The sequence below is a fragment of the Streptomyces sp. NPDC001401 genome (assembly GCF_042895385.1).
Lineage (GTDB): Bacteria > Actinomycetota > Actinomycetes > Streptomycetales > Streptomycetaceae > Streptomyces.
On sequence record NZ_JBIAWI010000032.1, the window covers coordinates 25405 to 41253 of the forward strand.

A 15849-nucleotide genomic window follows, 5' to 3' on the forward strand; every position below is an offset into this window, starting at 1 on the left:
GGCCCTGGCCGTCGGAAGACTTTTCGGCCCCAACCCCACTCGAATGGAGACCACTTCTACAACGTTGGCGTGTCGGGGGCAGCCTCCGGGGACTGATCAGGATGCGAGAACTCCGCCGTAGTGCGGTTGGCGTACGGAGATTCCAGTTTCGCGGCGTACTGCGTCAGGGGATCTCCAGCATCCGTCCACAGATGCTCATCCCGAGTCCGCTGCGTTTTCTCCTCTTGAAGACCGGACCCTCGGTGTTCTGCACCGCGAGCGGTGTTTCGCGCCGCGGCTGCCTCCGCTCGGAGACGCTTGGCGCTTTGGTCGTCCCTCTCCTGGGCTCGTCGCCGGAGCGCGATCTTGTCTGGCTCGGACATGTGGGCCTCGATGAGTACGGCGTCGAACTCGTCGGCGGGACCTGCGGATTTGGATGCCTCGCGGAGCCGCCCGTTCAACTGCTCCAGCTCACGCGTGGCCTCTTCGTACCCGTGAAGGAGTTCGCCACGGTCGGCTTCGACTGTGCTCCGGTCGTCCCCGCGCAACACTGGTCGCCCGAATCGACCGGTGGCATTCAGCTGCTGTTGGAGCCTTTCAAGACGCTCCTCGACGCCGAGTAGATCAGCGGTCCGTTCGGCGACAGCCCCCCTCAGCGCTTGAACTTCACCGATCGCGGCAGCGCGGTGGGCGATGTCCTGATGGCGACGGTCGAGCGCGAGCACGTTCGGGCCGGTTCCTGCGGCGGCTTGTTGTTCGGCGCGGTCGGCTGCCGCCTCTGCCTTCTCGGCTGCCGTCCTGGTGGCTCGGGCGGCCGTAGCAGCTTTGCGCGCAGCGTCGCGCAGGGACGCGTTGCTGAGGTGTGCGTACGGACGGTCGGCCGTCGGCGCGGGGTCCGGTGCTGAGGCCGGCGCCGTGGGCCGCTCCGTGGTGCTCGGGGTATGCGTTTCTTCGGGCTCCGGCGCGTCCTCGGGGCCGTCCGTGTCGTGCGGGTCACCGGTTCCGGGAGCGCGCGGGGTCGGTAGATCGGCTACCGCCTGCCGGACGTGGGCGGGGACTGCGGCCTTCGGGAGTTCGGTGAGGATCATGCGTTCCTCGGTGCCGCTCTCGATCTCACGGATGAGACCCGCGACAGCACGGTCAAGCTGTTCCTGCTCGGTGAGCGCGTCGCCTCCGCGGGCACGGTCAGCGTCAGATTCGTAGACGGACAGCGGCAGGAAGAGGTGGGACTCCTTCTTGTCGCGGCTCATCATCGTGTAGAGCGCATTCGCCTGCGCACCGGGCCCATAGACCAGGGCCTCTTGGACGCTCAGGCCCTGGGACTTGTGGCCGGTGATCGCGTACCCGAGGCTGAGTCCTCCTTGCGCGATGTAGTCGGCGTCGACCCATTCGGCTACGTCTCGGTACCCGTCGGCGGTCTTCTCGCGCCACTCGACCAGGACCCGGCGTTCCTCATCGACGGCGCGAACGATTCCGCGGTACCCGTTCAGTACGTCCTCGTACTCACCACGGCTTCGCTTGCCCCGGTAGTCGTTGGTCCGAAGGAGGACCTGGTCCCCGACGGACAGCGTCAGTTCGCCACCGCCGGGGAGGGCGTAGACGTGCTCCCGCCCGGTGAGGTCGCCGTTCGCCTTCCGCAGGGCGCGGGCCCCGAGGTTCAGTTCCTCAACGATCTCGTTGGTGGCAGCCAGCATGAGGAGCTGCTGTACGGCGGTGTGGTCGTCGGTGTGCGTGGCGCGCTTGTCGGCCCAGACGGTGAGCATCGCCGCGAGCGTGGCGTCCTTGTCCGCGAGGGCGTGCACGCGGCCGGTCCCAGCGAAGGCACGGAGCGCTTCCACACGGTTGTCGTCGCGCCACAGCTCTAGCGCCCGGCGCTCGATTGCGTCCTTCTGCCGGAAGTTCTGGTTAAGCGTGAGCCCGCCAACGAGGTGGTGCACGGCGGCGAAGCTGCCGCCGATGCCGGGCGAGTGCAGCTGCTTCGGGTCCCCGATGCCGACGACCTTCGTGCCGGTCCTCGCCGCGTGGGCGAGGAGTTCAGCGATGTCACGGTCATCGCACATCGCGGCCTCGTCCACGACCAGCACGTCAACGCCGTTGAGGCCGGCGCCGCCAGTACGGATCCCGGTGAGCCAGGACGCGAGGGTGCGTGAGGTGATCCCTGCTTCGGCCTTGAGGTTCGCGGCAGCGACGGCGGCCGTACTGGCTCCGGCGATGACGAGTCCGTGGGCCTCCCACGCCTGCCGGGCGGTGTCCATGATGGTGGTCTTGCCCGATCCGGCGATGCCCACCACGGCGTCGATCCCGTGTCCGACGGTCAGCAACCGTTCGAGGACCGCGCGCTGTTCGTCGGAGAACTGGAAGCTGCCGCCGTGCTGGGCTTCGACGGTGGACAAGGTCATGTCGACCGTGTCGCGGCTGACCACGGCGGTCTGCGTATCGAGACGGCTCGTTGTCTCGGAGACAATGAGCGTTTCCGCAGCGACGACGTCCGCCGTGGTGTAGCGGTCGGCGTGCGTGAAGTGCTGGGCGCCCTTCGGGTTCAGCTTGACCACGTACCCCGCGTGCCGGAGGACCGAGTTGGTGAGGTGTTCGGCTTCCTCGGCGTCTGCAACTCCGTACGGCAGGGCGTCCAGGACGGCGGAGATGGCGGCGGCGTGGGTGAAGTCCTTGGAGTGGCTGGTCAGGCCGGTTTTCGGGTCGAAGATCGTGGCGCACAGCTCGTCCAGGCCGGGGTTCTGCCTCGGGCTGTCCTGCCCCATGGCGCTGGCCGCGATGGCATCGGGGTTGTCACCGGCGGCGCGGCCTTCGGCCTGCCAGTAGTCGCGCAGGACGTCGTCCGCGACTCCTGCGGCTTCTCCATTCTTCGCGGCCTTGGAAGCGGTGGACGCGGCAGTGCGCTCGCGGGTCGTGGCGCTGTCGTAATCGATGCCGAGCTTCGTCAGCAGATCCCGGACCTGGCTGTCGCGCTTGCTGAACAGGCGAATCGTGGCTTCGGGAATCGCCGCGATCTCCCACGCGCCGGTCCGCTCCTCGCGGCGAAAGCTGATGTCGAACTCATTGGTCAACTCCCTGCGGATGCGGGCGTTCATGAGGGACTGGGTGGCGCGGGTGTGGCGGTGCAGGTCGCGGCCCCCGCTGGCCATGGTGGACCACTTGCCGTCGGTGCCCTTGACCATGTTGGCCAGGGTGAAGTGCAGGTGGAAGTGGGGGTCGCCGTACGGGGCGCCGTCCACGGGCCGGGCGGCGCGGTGCACCATCATCCAGCCGGAGAACCCGCTCGTCTTTACGGTCTCCGCCTCGTTGCCGTCGCCGTGGTGGCCGCGCATGGCGTACGCGGTCCAGCGCTCCAGGGCACTGATGGACTCTCGGCCGGCGGAGGTGTAGATGCCCTCGACCTTGGCGGCGATCTCCTCCGGAGCGTAGGCGAGGAACGCGCTCTTCGACTTCGCCAGGTCCAAGGTGACGTCGGCGCCGAAGTTGCCGACCTGTACTCGTCCTTCGAGGAGGGCGGCCTTGATCTCCTCGGCGTCCCATACGTCCTCGGGCGCGAGCCCTGCCGCCTTGGCCATGGCGACCGCTTCGCGCACGTCCATGGGCAGGTCCCGAAGCCGTCGTTCGCCCTCGCCCACGGTCTGGGCGTACCGGCGTTTCAGGGACGCTGCGGTGAACAGGTCGGCGGGCTGCTGGCCGGTTTCGGTGGCGCGGGCTTCGACGGCGCGCAGGAGTGCGCGGGCGTCGAGGTGGCCGCCCGCCTCGGCGGCCACGGCCTTCTCCAATGTGTCTTCGCCGTACAGGTCGACGGCGTCGATGCCGACGGCGTCGGCGAGCTTCAGCAAAGTGGAGGCGGGGATGCGGTGCGATTCACCGAACCGCTTGAGCTGGCTTTCCATCCTGCGGAAGGCGTCCTGCTTGCGCTTGGAGTCCAGCAGGGACACGGGGTTCACGCTGCGTTCGGCGGCGGCGCGGCGGATGGCGCGGGCCAGCGGGGCGGCGGGGAGCTTTGCGGCCGGCGCGATGGCGAGCTTGGGTTCTACGAGGGTCTGCCCGGTACGGGGGTCCTCACCGTGCATGAGGCGTCGGGCAGCCTGGAAGTGCTCGGGGGCGAGGATGCTGCCGGGGGTGATGTCGAACTCGGTGAGGCCGTTACCGACCCACACCAGGGGGCGTTCACTGGCGTCCAGGTGGTAATCCACCTGTCCGTCGGCGGCCCGTGGGGGAAGGGCCTGTTCGCCGTAGAGGTCGCGGGCTTCGAGCCCGGCTGCGGCAGCGACTTCGACGGCGTCGAACCCGGTGAGCCGCGCCGTGCCCTTGCTGCGGATCAGTCCGCGGGCGCGGAAGAAGGCACGCTTGGCCTCGCGGGAGCCGAGCAGGGACGCGACGGGAGCGCCCGCTGCTGCGGCCTTGGCCTCGATGGCGGCGACGAGGGGGGCCGCGTCGACCGTGGCGGACTTCCCGCAGCCGTGACCGCCGGTAAGGCGGTACTCAACCTGCTCGTCGGACGGGCCGATCATGGTCGTCCACCCCACCGGCCCGCTCACCCCCCGCTTCCACTCAGTCAGATTCGGCTATTTTGGCTGATTGTATCGTCACGTCGTGACGATACCTTGGTCCTCTAAATTCAAGATCGGTGCGACGGAGGGGGCATCGCTTCCGCTTCGGTGGGTGCGTGCTGGCTGCGGCCTTGGCTCGCGAGGGGAAGTTGCGCGCGAGGCTGTTACCTCGGCTGCTCAGTGGGGCCTTGGGGAGTGCGACTGCGCGGCTGCTGCTGGGCGCGAGGTCGCCGTGGCGGCACAGGGTGGTCCTTCTCGGTACGGCAACCGGGTCGTGCGACACCACGATGGCCTCGTGTTCCGCGGCTTCGGCAGATGCCCCCATAGGCTTCCGAACTATGAGCGCCACCGCCGATCCCACCGCCATCCCCAGCGTCGTGGACCTTGCCAAGATCGTGAAGGCCCTCGGCGGTACGCCGACCACCTACATCCCGCAGGGCACCGCCTCCGAGGTCGTCACCAAGGCCGCCTTGGCCACCGCCGCTTTCGGACGCGCAGCAAAGATCGCTCACAAGGCACAGCAGGAACTCGCTGCCACCGGTGACCACGAAACCGGGGCCGCGCTGAACCATCTGCTGACTGTCTCGATGGAGGAGGGGGATGACCGCCCGGAAGCGGTACCGCTGCTCTGGTACTGGCAGGTCTCCACCATTGCTTGGATGCTGCGCGACATGCGTACGAAGGCGCCCCAGGTCGATCCGTTGATCAAAGCCAGTGCGGACGCCGCCCGCGCCTTGATGATCCTGCTGGAGGCCCGACTCAACCTGAAGACCGAGCACGCCGCCCAACTCAAGAAGGTGCTCGGCGAGGCGGAGGAGATGCTCACCAGCGCACGATCGAACACAGCGCGCCTCCCGCACTGGCTCGCGCAACCCGGCAACCTCGAATGAGTGGACGGGTGGCCCGCCGAGGCCGGCGCTGAGGATCGTGTCGACCACCGGCTTCGCCGCCACTGCGTGAGCTGCCGCTCCAGCCGGGACACGCGAACGGCCCCCCGCAGGAGCGGGGGGCCGGGGTGGCGCGGCGAGTGCTACGAAGTTAGTGGCCAGTCACCGAAGGCAACAGGGGTCTGTCCAGTAGCTTCGCGTACGGCCTCGTCAGTGCCGCACGGCGTGCAGATCCGCACTTCACGATCGGTCGTGAGGCGGGATCGGGCGGTGGGCTGAACGAGCGGGCCGGCACAGCGCGGACAACGAGCATCAGTCACGACGACTCCTCGGGGTGCTCGCGGGCGGAATTGAGGATCAGGTTCCAGGTGGGGCGGGAGTAGGTCTTCTCCGTCTGCTGCTGGAGTGCGGGGATCAGTTCGGCGTTCTTCGCGCCGGGGTTCGCGGCGATGGCCTGGCGCGCGAGGGTCAGACGCTCGTCTCCCTGGTATGGGTAGGCCAGTCCGCGGCGGCCGGTGGGCCGTCCGCCAGCGTGACCGCGGCCCTTCCGGTCCGCGAGGTACTGCCACAGCCTCCAGCGCTTCCACTTCGGACGCCGCCGGGTCGGAAGCTCGTCCCAATCATCCGGCGCCGGCCATCCCTCGGGCGGGTTCTTGACGTAGTGGGAGACGGTGGTGGAGTCGGCGAAGCCGCAGACCTTCGCGGCTTCGGCGGGGCCGACCATCTCTTCGGGGTCGCCGTCGAGCTTCGGCGGGTTAGTGGTGCTCGCGGCGGCGCGCTGCCGCTGAAGCTCGTGGTGCCACGTCGCCCATACGTCGCCGTCCCAGTGCATGACGCCGTCGATGGTCTCCGCGACAGGCGGGTGCCCGTTGTTCTCCCGGTCGGTCCACAGGTTCTGAAGTGTCGGCTCGCTGAGGCCGTGGACCTTGCGGAGGTCCGCGCGTGAGTAGAGCGTGCGGCCGGTCTTGCGGGGCACGGTCGCCTCCTGTTCTTGGTCGGGGTCATGACCGCTCGGCCGGGTCACTGGATGTCGTCCGGGTCCGGGGCCGGCGTCCACGTACGACTGCCCGCCGGTTCGAGCCGGGTGAGGGTGGCTATGTCGGCCAGCGGGACGGCGGCGGCCCAGTCGGCGCGGCCGGGGTGGTCGGCGGGCAGGTTGAGCACGAGGTGCCGGCCGGTTGGGGGGAAGTCCTCGACGATGACGAAAGTGTCAGTGTCGTCGGCATCGATGCTGTTACCCCTCTTGAGCTGGGCGATGTCGCCGGGCTGGGGACAGTCGGGGTGTCGGTCGCATAGCATGGTGGGGTTCTTTCTGGTGAGAGAACATCGACGGCCAGCGCCTTGTTGCCCTTGTGCGCTGGCCGTCATCTGTTGTCTGGGGTGCGTGGCGTCCCGTGGGACGCACGGCCGGTCGGAGGTTGCCCGCTCCGCTGACGGCGGAGTAATTAAACCACCTTTGGGTTGAGGGGGGCGGGGCTCTGATCCGGAGGACGGCGGTCATCAGAAAAGGGCCCCTTGATCTGTGGGGCGTCGGGCCCGGTCGGTGGGTGGCCGGGTGACGCGGAGTTCGTAGCGGGGGCGTCCCGCGTGCGGCGGGGCGTGAGCTTCGCGGCGGTAGCGGCGCCAGGTCACGATGGGGGCGCCCTGGTCGATCCAGCCCGCCGGGTACCGGGCGGTGAGCTGAGCCCAGCGGCTCCGGCTCCGCGGGACGGCCCACCGGTCCTCGACCGTGGTGATCGGCGGCAGCGCCCGCCAGCCGGGGAAACAGTGGTCGTGCGCGTCCTCCACCGCCTCGTTGTCACCGTCCCCGAACCCGTCGCCGGAGTGCACGGGGCCTTCCCACTCGCACGCGAGACACCCGCCCCGGAACTCCTGCTCGTCCCCCCGGCGGCCGGTCGGCCGGCTGCGTGAGAGCAGGGTCGGGGCGTGGTGTTCGGGCGGGTCCAGCTCATGGCCGAGGTCGCTGTACGCGCCGCCGGGGTGTCCGGGCTGAATGTGCCACGCCTGCCCGGCGCTCCCGGGTGACTGGCGCGTCCGCGCGTTGCGCACCCGCCAGTAGTACGTCTGCCGTGCCCGTGCTCCGGTCGGCTCGGCGACGGTCGCGGTCATGATGGCCCACCCCCGGCGGCGGCGAGCACTTCGCGCAGAGGATCAGCGAGTACGGCCTGTTCGTCCGGGGCGTCGAGGAACCGGGACCCGTACGCGCGGCGCACGGCCCGGCGGGCGTCCTGGTGGCGGTCGAGCTCCGGGTAGTACGGCGATCGGTCGAGCACGTCATAGCCGTGCTGGGTGAGCACGGCGGAGATGAGCGACCGGACCCGTACCGGGTCGAGGGCGGTGAGGTCGGTTTCCCCCGGGGCCGCGAGGAGTACGCGGATCAGCTCGGCCGCGGTGAGCCGGGGTTGAAGGGGGACGCCGACTCGGTGGACGCCGTCCCGGCTGGGGGTGGCGGCTCCTCGGCGGCTCGGCGTCCTGGTGGTGCTGCGGGCTTCTGTCGTCTCGTCCATCGTGCTGGCCTTCGATGACTCGGGATGCTGGCGGGCGTCGGGTGTCAGAACAGGGCGTGTTCGGCGCGGGCGGCGGCGGTGCGGAACGCGTGGGCGGCGTCGGCGGCGGTGCGGCCGGGCTCGGCGCTCCACCGGTCGATGGCCTCGCGGTGCAGGGCTTTGGCGGCGGGGTCGACGGGGTGACCGGTGAGGGTTTCCGCGAGGATGCCGAACGCCTGGTCGCGGGCGCGGTCGATGCGGTCCCAGTCGTACGTCCGGCCGGCGGCTCCCCGCCCGTGGCCGGCTGCGACTTCGAGGGCGCCGCGCGGCCAGCACGGCAACGTGGCCGTACGGCCGGGACCGGCGAACAGACGGGGGCCCTGGTGGATGCCGACGTGTTCGATGTGGCGGGCGGCCCATTCCAGGATCGCGGCGGGGGTGTCCGCGATGACGATGCTTTCGGGGGTGTGGCGGGTCGGCACGGTGCTGTCCTTCGGGGAAGCGGGGGGCGGCGGCGCGCTGCCGCCGCCCCCCGGTGGGACTGCTAGTGGTAGGCGGTGATCAACCGGCGGACCTTGTCCTCTCCGATACACCCGCCCTTGTGACGGCGCGCGCTCGGCGGCTCTCCGTTGCGACCGCGCAGGTGGCTCCAGAACTTCGGGCCTTCCCACGGGCACAATTCACAGCTGAGGAACCAGTGGTTATCGCTGCCGGGGAACCCGGTGAGGACTGCCCGCCAGTGGTGGGCCCGGAGTCCCGCGAACGCGATCTGGGCGCCCTCGATGTTGCGATCGTTGACCGGCATCCGCGGGTGCAGGAGAGGCACCGGCCCGCACAACGGCGTGGGGGCCTCGGCGAGCACCTGGTCCAGGGGGACGGCGCCGATCCGACCGGCGGCGTACTGCTCCGCGAGATGGGCGGCGGCCATCTCGGTGCCGGGTGTCCCCTTCGGCGGGCGGCGGAGGTTGTGTTCGCCCTCGGTGGTGAGGACGAACCAGTCCCGGTGCCACCTGTAGGCGCGGCCGATGACCTGGTCATCGCCGGTGATCACGGGGTATCGGCACTGGATGTCGGGGGCGCCGACGCGGTACGTCGGGACGGTGGTGGTGCCCTCGGTCGCGGGGACGATGAGCCTGGCCGCTTCGGTGTCGGTGACGGTCGCGGGTCGTTCGAGGAGTTGCGTGGTCATGGTGGTGCCCTGTTCTGGTGAGAGAGGGGCCCGCCCCGGGGCGCTCGGCCGCCGGGGCGGGCGGGGGCGTGGTTACGCGGCCTCGGCCGGGGCCTGAGGGGCGGCGGTCCATTCACGGCGCGGGGTGACGCCCAGGTCCGAAAGGACCGGGTCGAGACTCCCGTTGTCGGGCACCCATTCCCAGTCGGCACCTTCAACGCCGGGCCGATCGGTCCAGGTGAGCATGTAGGAGCGGCCGGAGGTGCGGGGGTCGCCGCACACGGCTTGTGCCTCGCGACGTGTCATCGCCCACAAGGCGCGCTTGCGGGAGCGGCGGGAGTTCTTCGAGGCGATGAGCACCAGCGCCATGTCCTCCTGCCTGTTCTCCCCCGCGGCGGGGGCCGACGCGGGGGTCGGCTTCCCTTCGGGGGCGTGGTGGCAGTGAGCGCAGCAGCGTACTTCCGCGTGCCACTGGCTGGAGTGGCACATGGGGCACGTCTCGGCCACCGGTGCCGACTCCTCGAACGGCGGGGCCTGCTCGGCCTGCTCCTGGTGTTCGGCGGCCTCCGGGGCGGGTGCGGGCCCGGCCTTGAAGTTCTGCGGCTTGGCGTACCCGCACACGGTGCACATGCCGCGCGCCGTGCTGAACCGCTTCTCGCCCTTCGCCACGCGCTTGCAGTGCGGGCACACGGTCCGCTCTGCCTCGGGCTCGGGCTCCGTCGCTTCAAGGCGCGCGATGTCGGCGCCGCTGGCCCATCCGCGCACCGCGTCATACGGAAGGGTCTGGGTGTCGCAGGTGCACCGCTTCCCGCCCTTACACGGCGAGGGGTGCCCGTAGTACACCGTTCCGGCCGTGCACTCGCGGTCTCTGGACCGCATCACCGCCATACCGGTACGGGTCAGCAGGTGTGGCACGGTCACGCTCTTCTTGTTCACCCGCAGCACCTCGCGCCAGGTGCCGCCCGCGTTCACGAAATCGCCCTTCGTGAAGTCGTCGGGCCCCCACACCTTGAAGCCCCGGGCCTCAGCCTCAGAGATCACCGCTTCCTCAAACGCGATCTTCTCCAGGACCACGTCCCGCTCAGTGGCCAGCGTTGCCAGACCCTCCGGCGTGGTCGAGCGGGTGAAGCCGCACGCGGACTCTCCGCGCTGCCACTTCTCGATGTCGCGGAGCTCCTTACGCAGCTTCTCCAGGCGCCGCAAGGTCCGGTTGGGGTCCCGGCGGAACGCCTCGAAGCGCTCGGCCGCCGCCGCACGGTCAGCCCAGTAGGAAGCCTTCCGGCTCTCCTCGATACTGCGCCGCATGTGGTTATCCATGCGTTCGACGTCGCGGCGGTGCCTGCGCTCCGAGTGGTGACCGACCTTGATCGGCTCGCCGGTCATGTACTCCGAGATGTCGTGCGCGGCCCGGTACGCACCCTCGGCCCGGGAGGCGGCGTTCCCGGCGTAGCCGTCGAAGCGCTCGGCGCGGGCCTCGGCGCGCTCGATCCGCTCATCCTCCGCTTCGGCGTAGCTGCGCCGCTTGTGGTCGTCGATGTTGACGACGACTGTGTACCCGGCCTCTTCGAGGTAGCCGCGCAGCTTGTTGACCGTCCACCGGTCGGCCGCGTGATCCCGGGAGTGGCGCAGGTACCAGCACTGAAGGTCATGCCCCCAGCGGAAGGCCAGGCCGCCCCGGCGCCCGTACTCCTTGCGCTTGAGGATCTTCCCGGCCTCGTCGCCCTCCTCGGTCCCCTCGACCAGGGTTCCTTCTCGGCGGGTGTGGGTGATCTTGATAGTCACTGAACTGGTCTTTTCTGGTGAGAGTTTGTGGTCCGGCCGGAGGGCGGACCTTGCGTTGAAAGCGGTCCGCACCACGGGCGCGGGCCGTGAGGGACGATCGGCTCGCGGGCCGTCGCGCCCTGCGCGACGGCAGGGGCTGCCGCGCCCCCGCGGGGCGCGTCCGCTGCGGTCCGGTGCCCGTCGTCGGTCGGCGGAGCCGCCTGCGGCGGAGTCGGCCGGCGGCGGTGAACGCACCGGACCTGTCCTGCCGCCCCGAAGGGGTGTCCGCTTGGGTGCTGGGGCCTGCCGGTCCGGAGGTGTTGCCCTCCCCCGAACCGGCGGGGCCTTGGTCAGCTGCAGTGGAGCGTGTGACGGGCGGCCGGGTCGGCATCGGCCAGCCCGGTCCGCTCGCGCCATGCCTGGCGGACGGCGGCGCGGAGCGCGTCCCCGTCGTCGTAGGCGAACCGGCCCCGGCGCAGGCTGCGGACGATGTCGCGGAACGTGTCCTGGTGCATCGTGGTCAGCGTGTCGTCCAGCGGAGTCAGCTCGTGCGGGAACATCGCCTGGACGCTGTCGCCCGGCTGCGGGGCACCGAGGGTGAAGAACCAGACCACGGACATGGTGGCCTCGTCCGCGAACTCCGGCCCGCCGAACGGGCCGACGACGACGGCGGGGCGGGTGTCGAGCTGGTGGCCCCGGAACCAGGGTCCGCCGATCACGAGCGTCGCGGTGGGGAAGTCCTGGACGGTGGGCTTCTGGTCGGTGGTGAGCATGTCGTGTCCTGTCTGGTGAGAGATTCCGCCGGGGCCGGTCGGCCCCGGTGGGGGTGTCGGTCGGGGGGTTGCCCTCCCCCTTCCGGCACCATTAATTAAACCATGTTCTTGGGTCTGGGTCAACCGGCCACGGCAAGTTCGCGGCGGCGCTCGGCGGCCATCGTGACGGCGCGGGCGATGGCGCGGCCGGTCTCGATGGCCCGGACGGCGGACTCGTATACCGGGGGCTTCTTGTCCTGGGTGACGATGCCCGCGAGCGGTGGCATAACGGCGGGGCCCGGAGCGATATTCAGGATGAGCGCGGCGACGTGGGCGGCTGAGGCGACTTCGGCGGCGTGCTGGCCGGGAAAGGGGGCGTCCGCCTCGGTGATACGTCGCCACGCGTGGCCGTACAGAAGGATGCGGACTGCGTTATCGGGGGCTTCCTGGGTGAAGTCGAACCCTCCGGCCTGCTCGGGGTCCTCGTGGTACTGGTCGCGGTACTGGTTCACCAGGACATCGCGGATGACCTCGGCGGCGAGCAGGGCGGCGGCGGGCGGCTCGTAGGCGTCGCCGTCGGTCTGGCTGATGTCGAAAACCGGCCCGGCTTTGAAGCCGGACACCTTGCGCGTCTCACCCCCGGCGGTCTCGCCGGTGGCCTCGCGCTGCCCGCCGTCGGCGGCTGCGGCCGTGGCCTCCTGGCCCTCCTCGGGCCGCCGCTTGATCGGCGTCCAGATACGGAGGGAGGTGGAGCCCTTGACCGGGAAGCGTCCGGCCTTTCGCCAGTCTCCGGAGCTGAGTACGCGGGTGGCGTTGGGGTGCTGGGCGGCGATGGCGATGCAGTTGGTGGGGCTGCGGTCGTCGCGGTCCGGGTGGGTCAGGTTCGCGGCCGTGCGCATGACGGTGGCCCAGAAGTCTTCACTGGCGACCATCGCGCCGTACGCGCGATCCATGACGGCTTCGAGTTCACCGCGCATCTTGGCGGAGTAGGCCCGGCGCTCTTCGTCGGTCATCTTCGGCTTACGGGGCATGTCGCGGTCCTCCTGGTGAGAGATCGTCCGGGGCCGGCTGACCCCACGGTGTCGGTCGGGGGGCTACCCTCCCCCTTCCGACACCATTAATTAAACCATGTTCTTGGGTGATCGGCAACCCCCTAAATCCGGTACAACCCTGCTTCGTTGCTCACGGCCCGGTATGCGGCTATGACCTCGTCCTCTATTTGTGTCCAGTGTTCGAGGATATCGGGGGCGGTCGTCTTGTCGCTGGCCGCGCGCTTGGCCCTGCGCCACTCAATGGCGATTTTGAGTGTGCGGAGTTGGGAACGGGTCAGCTCCCATCGGCCGGAGTCCGGGAGTTGATCGCCGTAGGCCATCGCCACGGCGTTGTTGATGCGCTCGGTACTGGACCACACATTCTGTGTGACCTGGAGCGCAAGGGCGCGTTTGAGGGTGGACCGGAGGCGCGGGGCCTGCACGATCCATTGCGGCTCGATCGTGAATACGTCGGCGCTCATTCTGGGGGCCTTTCTGGGGGGCGGCGCGCTGGGGTAGCGCGCCGCCGTGACGCGTGGGGAATTAGAGGGCGTATCCGTCGACGTATTCGCCGCGCTCCCCCTCGGGGGTCTGAACATGGGGAAGGAATCGGCTCACCGCGAATACGACGGCGTCAGCGATAATCCGGGGTGCGTCGTTGAGTACAAGACTCACCGTGTCGCCGTCGAGTCCGATACGGACTTCGCCCGGTTCAAGATCCATGTAGACAAAGGCGGTTGTGCCGTCGATTCGGGTTCGCGCTCCGGGAAGTCGGGCGGAGAGATCGCGTGCGGCTTCCTCAACACCCCGGCGCATTGCGGCCTGTGCGCGGTTGTGCTCCTTCACCCGCTCGTGAACCTCGCGGTGCACGGGGATGAGGTCGGCGGCGATCCGGGCCGCGATGTCCGCCGGGTCCTCGCTCATGGCAACTCGGACCGTGTCGCGCTCGCCCCTGCGGAACGGATAGTCGGTGGTGGGGAACGCGCCCCGGATGTGCAGATGTCCGGGGTCATCGAACCGCTCGGAGAGGTGGAGCTGTCGGCCGTCCAGGTGGGTGAACGTGGCGGCGTGGTCCAGCTCCTGGACGCCGTAGCGCGCGGGCTGCGGTCGCCAGTTTCCGCCGAGTTCGAGGGCGATCGGGTGGGACAGTTCCGCGACGGTGAGAGGCGTGTTCATCGTCCATCTCCTGGTGAGAGAGGTTGTCGGCGGCCGGTCGGCCTGCCGTGTGCCGGTCGGGGGTTGCCCTCCCCTTCCGACACCGCTAATTAAACCATGTTCTAGAGGTTGGGTCAACCCGGATACATGCCCTGACCTGCCCTTTTCCCGCCCCACCGACCCGCACCCGCCCGGCCGGGCCCGGCCACAACGGGCCTGGGCGGGGTTCCCTCCTCGGTCGGACAGCTCCGCCGTATCAGGGTTCCGGGCGCGGTGTCCTGGCTCGCGTAGCGACCGCGCAGCGGCTTGGCCTGGACGCCGTGTCCGGGTTCCTGATACGCCCCCTGGGTGTCCGGCCGAGGAGGGAACCCCGCCTTCACCACCCGCACCACAACGGCGCGGCACCCGACCGACCAGCCTCCACCCCCTCCGAGGAGGACCCGCCGGAGGCAGCCTTTTCGCCCTCGCCGGCACCCAACGAATCTGTTCGCCGGAGTCGCTGTTGGTTGGACGCGGCGCCTGTGCGGCCGGGGTCCGCGGGTGGTGCGGAGGGCTCCTCAGATGCATCACCGTCACCACAAGGCGGGTTGCACGGCGGTGTGCCCGTGCAGGGGCAGGATGATCCGGGCGGGCGGGTTCGCGGGGGCGCCTGCTGCGGGGCGCGGAGTGTCCGCGCCGGGGCAGTAGCCGCCCTCGTCCTCCCACCGGTCGACGGCGTCGCGCTCGGCGCGGGCCTGCTGTTCGGTGAGAGTGACCGGCTTCCGGTACAACTTCCGCGCGCTGGAATCGAGCGGCGGGAGCACGCAGGCGGCGGCCTTCTGGTCGTCGCGGCGCTTGTGGCGTCGCCGAACCCGGGCGAACCGTGCCTCGTAGGCGGCCTTGTCGCTGCCGTGGAGCCCGGCGGGATGGAGCCGGGCCAGTTCAAGTGCGACTTGGCCCATCGGGCTGGGCGTCAGCACGCGGGTGCCGTCGTCCTGACGGACGCCGACGAGGAACCGCGCGGCGAACAGGGCCTGGGTTCGCTCGCGACTGATCCGCCGGCCACCGTTCCACACGCCGTGCCGCGCTGCCTGCCGGGCCCGCCCGCCTCGCCAGTACAGGCGCCCGGACGCGGCGGCCTCCAGCACGCGGACGTGTCCCGCCGTCCAACCGAGTTCGGCAACGTGCCCTTCGGCGAGATAGCGGTTCCTCGCCGCCCGGTCCCGGTTGTCCGCGTCCATGCCGGTGGCCGCGCGTTCCTCGGCCTCCTGCTCGGCTTCTTCCCGGCGGCGTTCGGTCTCCCGCTCGGCGTACTCGGCCGCCGTCAACTTCCGCTCCAGCTCGGCCCGCAGGTCGGCGGCCGTCGTCTCGACTCCGGCGGCCGACTGCGCCCGAACAGCGTGGTCGACGGCCGCACGGGCGCAGTACAAGGGGGCACTGCTCGGCATGGTGGAGTCGTCGACGTATTGCTCGGCACGGTCGGCGTGACCCTCGGCTTCGACGGCTTCCTTGTGGGCCGCGTGCATGGCGGCCTCCAGGCGGGCGGTGGCGCCGGATCGGCTGCGGCAGACGGCAGTCATGGCGTCGTCGGCTGCGGTGACGGCGAGGATCGCGGCCTGCCTGGCGACCAGGAGACAGGTCTGCGGAGACGGGTCTCCCGCGGGGGCAACCTGTTGTTGGACGGCGGACGCGTTCTTGGGCATGGGGTGTTCCTCGGGATCTCGGCGGTGCGGTCGGCGGCGTGCCGTTCCGACGTCGGGGAGGTGCCGCCCGTGGTCGCGCGGAGCGCGATGGACAGGGCCGTCGTGCCCGCAGGGCACGTCCGTCGGCCCGGCGTCCGGACGGGACGGGAGGGCCGCCTGCGGCCCGGACGTTTCGGCCGGCTGCGAGCCGGGCCGGGCTGAGTCGTCCGGGAGGGACGCCCTTCGTACGGGGGCCGGTGAGCGGGGCCGGCCGCCGACGCGGGTGGCCCCAGTCGGTGGTGGGCGGAGCGTGGGGTGGGCGGGGCGGTTGCGCCCCCCCCACCGCCCGGCGGCCGGGGTGCGGCCCGGCGGTGGGTCCCCCCCCCCCCCGGTGGAGCAAAACCGCGACCCGGTGGCCT

The 15849-nt window shown here is 70.3% G+C and carries 14 protein-coding genes; 1 reads left to right on the forward strand and 13 read right to left on the reverse strand.

Annotation, left to right across the window (positions count from 1 at the left end; genetic code table 11):
- Nucleotides 1–56: 56 nt before the first annotated feature.
- Nucleotides 57–4490: an AAA family ATPase gene (locus tag ACFY10_RS52605; RefSeq protein ID WP_390672549.1), complete on the reverse strand. Its 4434-nt coding sequence runs from the start codon at nucleotides 4488–4490 to the stop codon at nucleotides 57–59.
- Between the two features lie 377 nt (nucleotides 4491–4867).
- On the opposite strand from ACFY10_RS52605, the gene ACFY10_RS52610 reads away from it, so the two are divergent.
- The gene (locus ACFY10_RS52610) at nucleotides 4868–5419 is read left to right on the forward strand and encodes a hypothetical protein (protein WP_390672550.1); all 552 of its coding nucleotides are present in this window, start codon (nucleotides 4868–4870) and stop codon (nucleotides 5417–5419) included.
- 313 nt (nucleotides 5420–5732) lie between these two features.
- On the opposite strand, the gene ACFY10_RS52615 is transcribed toward ACFY10_RS52610, so the two are convergent.
- The 12 genes from ACFY10_RS52615 to ACFY10_RS52670 all read right to left on the reverse strand — a co-directional run bounded on the left by ACFY10_RS52615 (nucleotide 5733) and on the right by ACFY10_RS52670 (nucleotide 15451).
- A complete protein-coding gene (locus ACFY10_RS52615) occupies nucleotides 5733–6392 on the reverse strand; it encodes a hypothetical protein (protein WP_390672551.1) in 660 nt (219 codons plus the stop codon).
- Between the two features lie 44 nt (nucleotides 6393–6436).
- Nucleotides 6437–6715 carry a DUF6211 family protein gene (locus ACFY10_RS52620; protein WP_390672552.1) on the reverse strand — a complete coding sequence of 93 codons (279 nt, stop codon included), beginning with the start codon at nucleotides 6713–6715 and terminating at the stop codon, nucleotides 6437–6439.
- A gap of 201 nt (nucleotides 6716–6916) precedes the next feature.
- Nucleotides 6917–7525 carry a DUF6349 family protein gene (locus tag ACFY10_RS52625; RefSeq protein ID WP_390672553.1) on the reverse strand — a complete coding sequence of 203 codons (609 nt, stop codon included), beginning with the start codon at nucleotides 7523–7525 and terminating at the stop codon, nucleotides 6917–6919.
- Nucleotides 7522–7923, reverse strand: a complete 402-nt coding sequence (locus ACFY10_RS52630; protein WP_159509184.1) for a DUF6181 family protein — start codon at nucleotides 7921–7923, stop codon at nucleotides 7522–7524. Before ACFY10_RS52630 ends, ACFY10_RS52625 begins: the two co-directional genes overlap by 4 nt.
- A 44-nt stretch (nucleotides 7924–7967) precedes the next feature.
- On the reverse strand, nucleotides 7968–8384 hold the full coding sequence (locus tag ACFY10_RS52635) for a DUF6197 family protein (RefSeq protein WP_390672554.1): 417 nt from the start codon (nucleotides 8382–8384) through the stop codon (nucleotides 7968–7970).
- 62 nt (nucleotides 8385–8446) lie between these two features.
- Nucleotides 8447–9091, reverse strand: coding sequence for a hypothetical protein (locus ACFY10_RS52640; protein WP_390672555.1), 645 nt, complete (start codon nucleotides 9089–9091; stop codon nucleotides 8447–8449).
- 72 nt (nucleotides 9092–9163) lie between these two features.
- Nucleotides 9164–10852 carry a DUF3560 domain-containing protein gene (locus ACFY10_RS52645; RefSeq protein ID WP_390672557.1) on the reverse strand — a complete coding sequence of 563 codons (1689 nt, stop codon included), beginning with the start codon at nucleotides 10850–10852 and terminating at the stop codon, nucleotides 9164–9166.
- A gap of 329 nt (nucleotides 10853–11181) precedes the next feature.
- Complete coding sequence (locus ACFY10_RS52650; RefSeq protein WP_390672558.1) at nucleotides 11182–11604, reverse strand: DUF6409 family protein; 423 nt, start codon at nucleotides 11602–11604, stop codon at nucleotides 11182–11184.
- 119 nt (nucleotides 11605–11723) lie between these two features.
- Nucleotides 11724–12614: a hypothetical protein gene (locus ACFY10_RS52655; protein ID WP_390672559.1), complete on the reverse strand. Its 891-nt coding sequence runs from the start codon at nucleotides 12612–12614 to the stop codon at nucleotides 11724–11726.
- A gap of 122 nt (nucleotides 12615–12736) precedes the next feature.
- Nucleotides 12737–13096 carry a hypothetical protein gene (locus tag ACFY10_RS52660; RefSeq protein WP_390672560.1) on the reverse strand — a complete coding sequence of 120 codons (360 nt, stop codon included), beginning with the start codon at nucleotides 13094–13096 and terminating at the stop codon, nucleotides 12737–12739.
- Nucleotides 13097–13157: 61 nt separating this feature from the next.
- The gene (locus ACFY10_RS52665) at nucleotides 13158–13790 is read right to left on the reverse strand and encodes a hypothetical protein (protein ID WP_390672561.1); all 633 of its coding nucleotides are present in this window, start codon (nucleotides 13788–13790) and stop codon (nucleotides 13158–13160) included.
- Nucleotides 13791–14341: 551 nt separating this feature from the next.
- Nucleotides 14342–15451 carry a hypothetical protein gene (locus ACFY10_RS52670; RefSeq protein ID WP_390672562.1) on the reverse strand — a complete coding sequence of 370 codons (1110 nt, stop codon included), beginning with the start codon at nucleotides 15449–15451 and terminating at the stop codon, nucleotides 14342–14344.
- Between the last annotated feature and the right edge of the window lie 398 nt (nucleotides 15452–15849).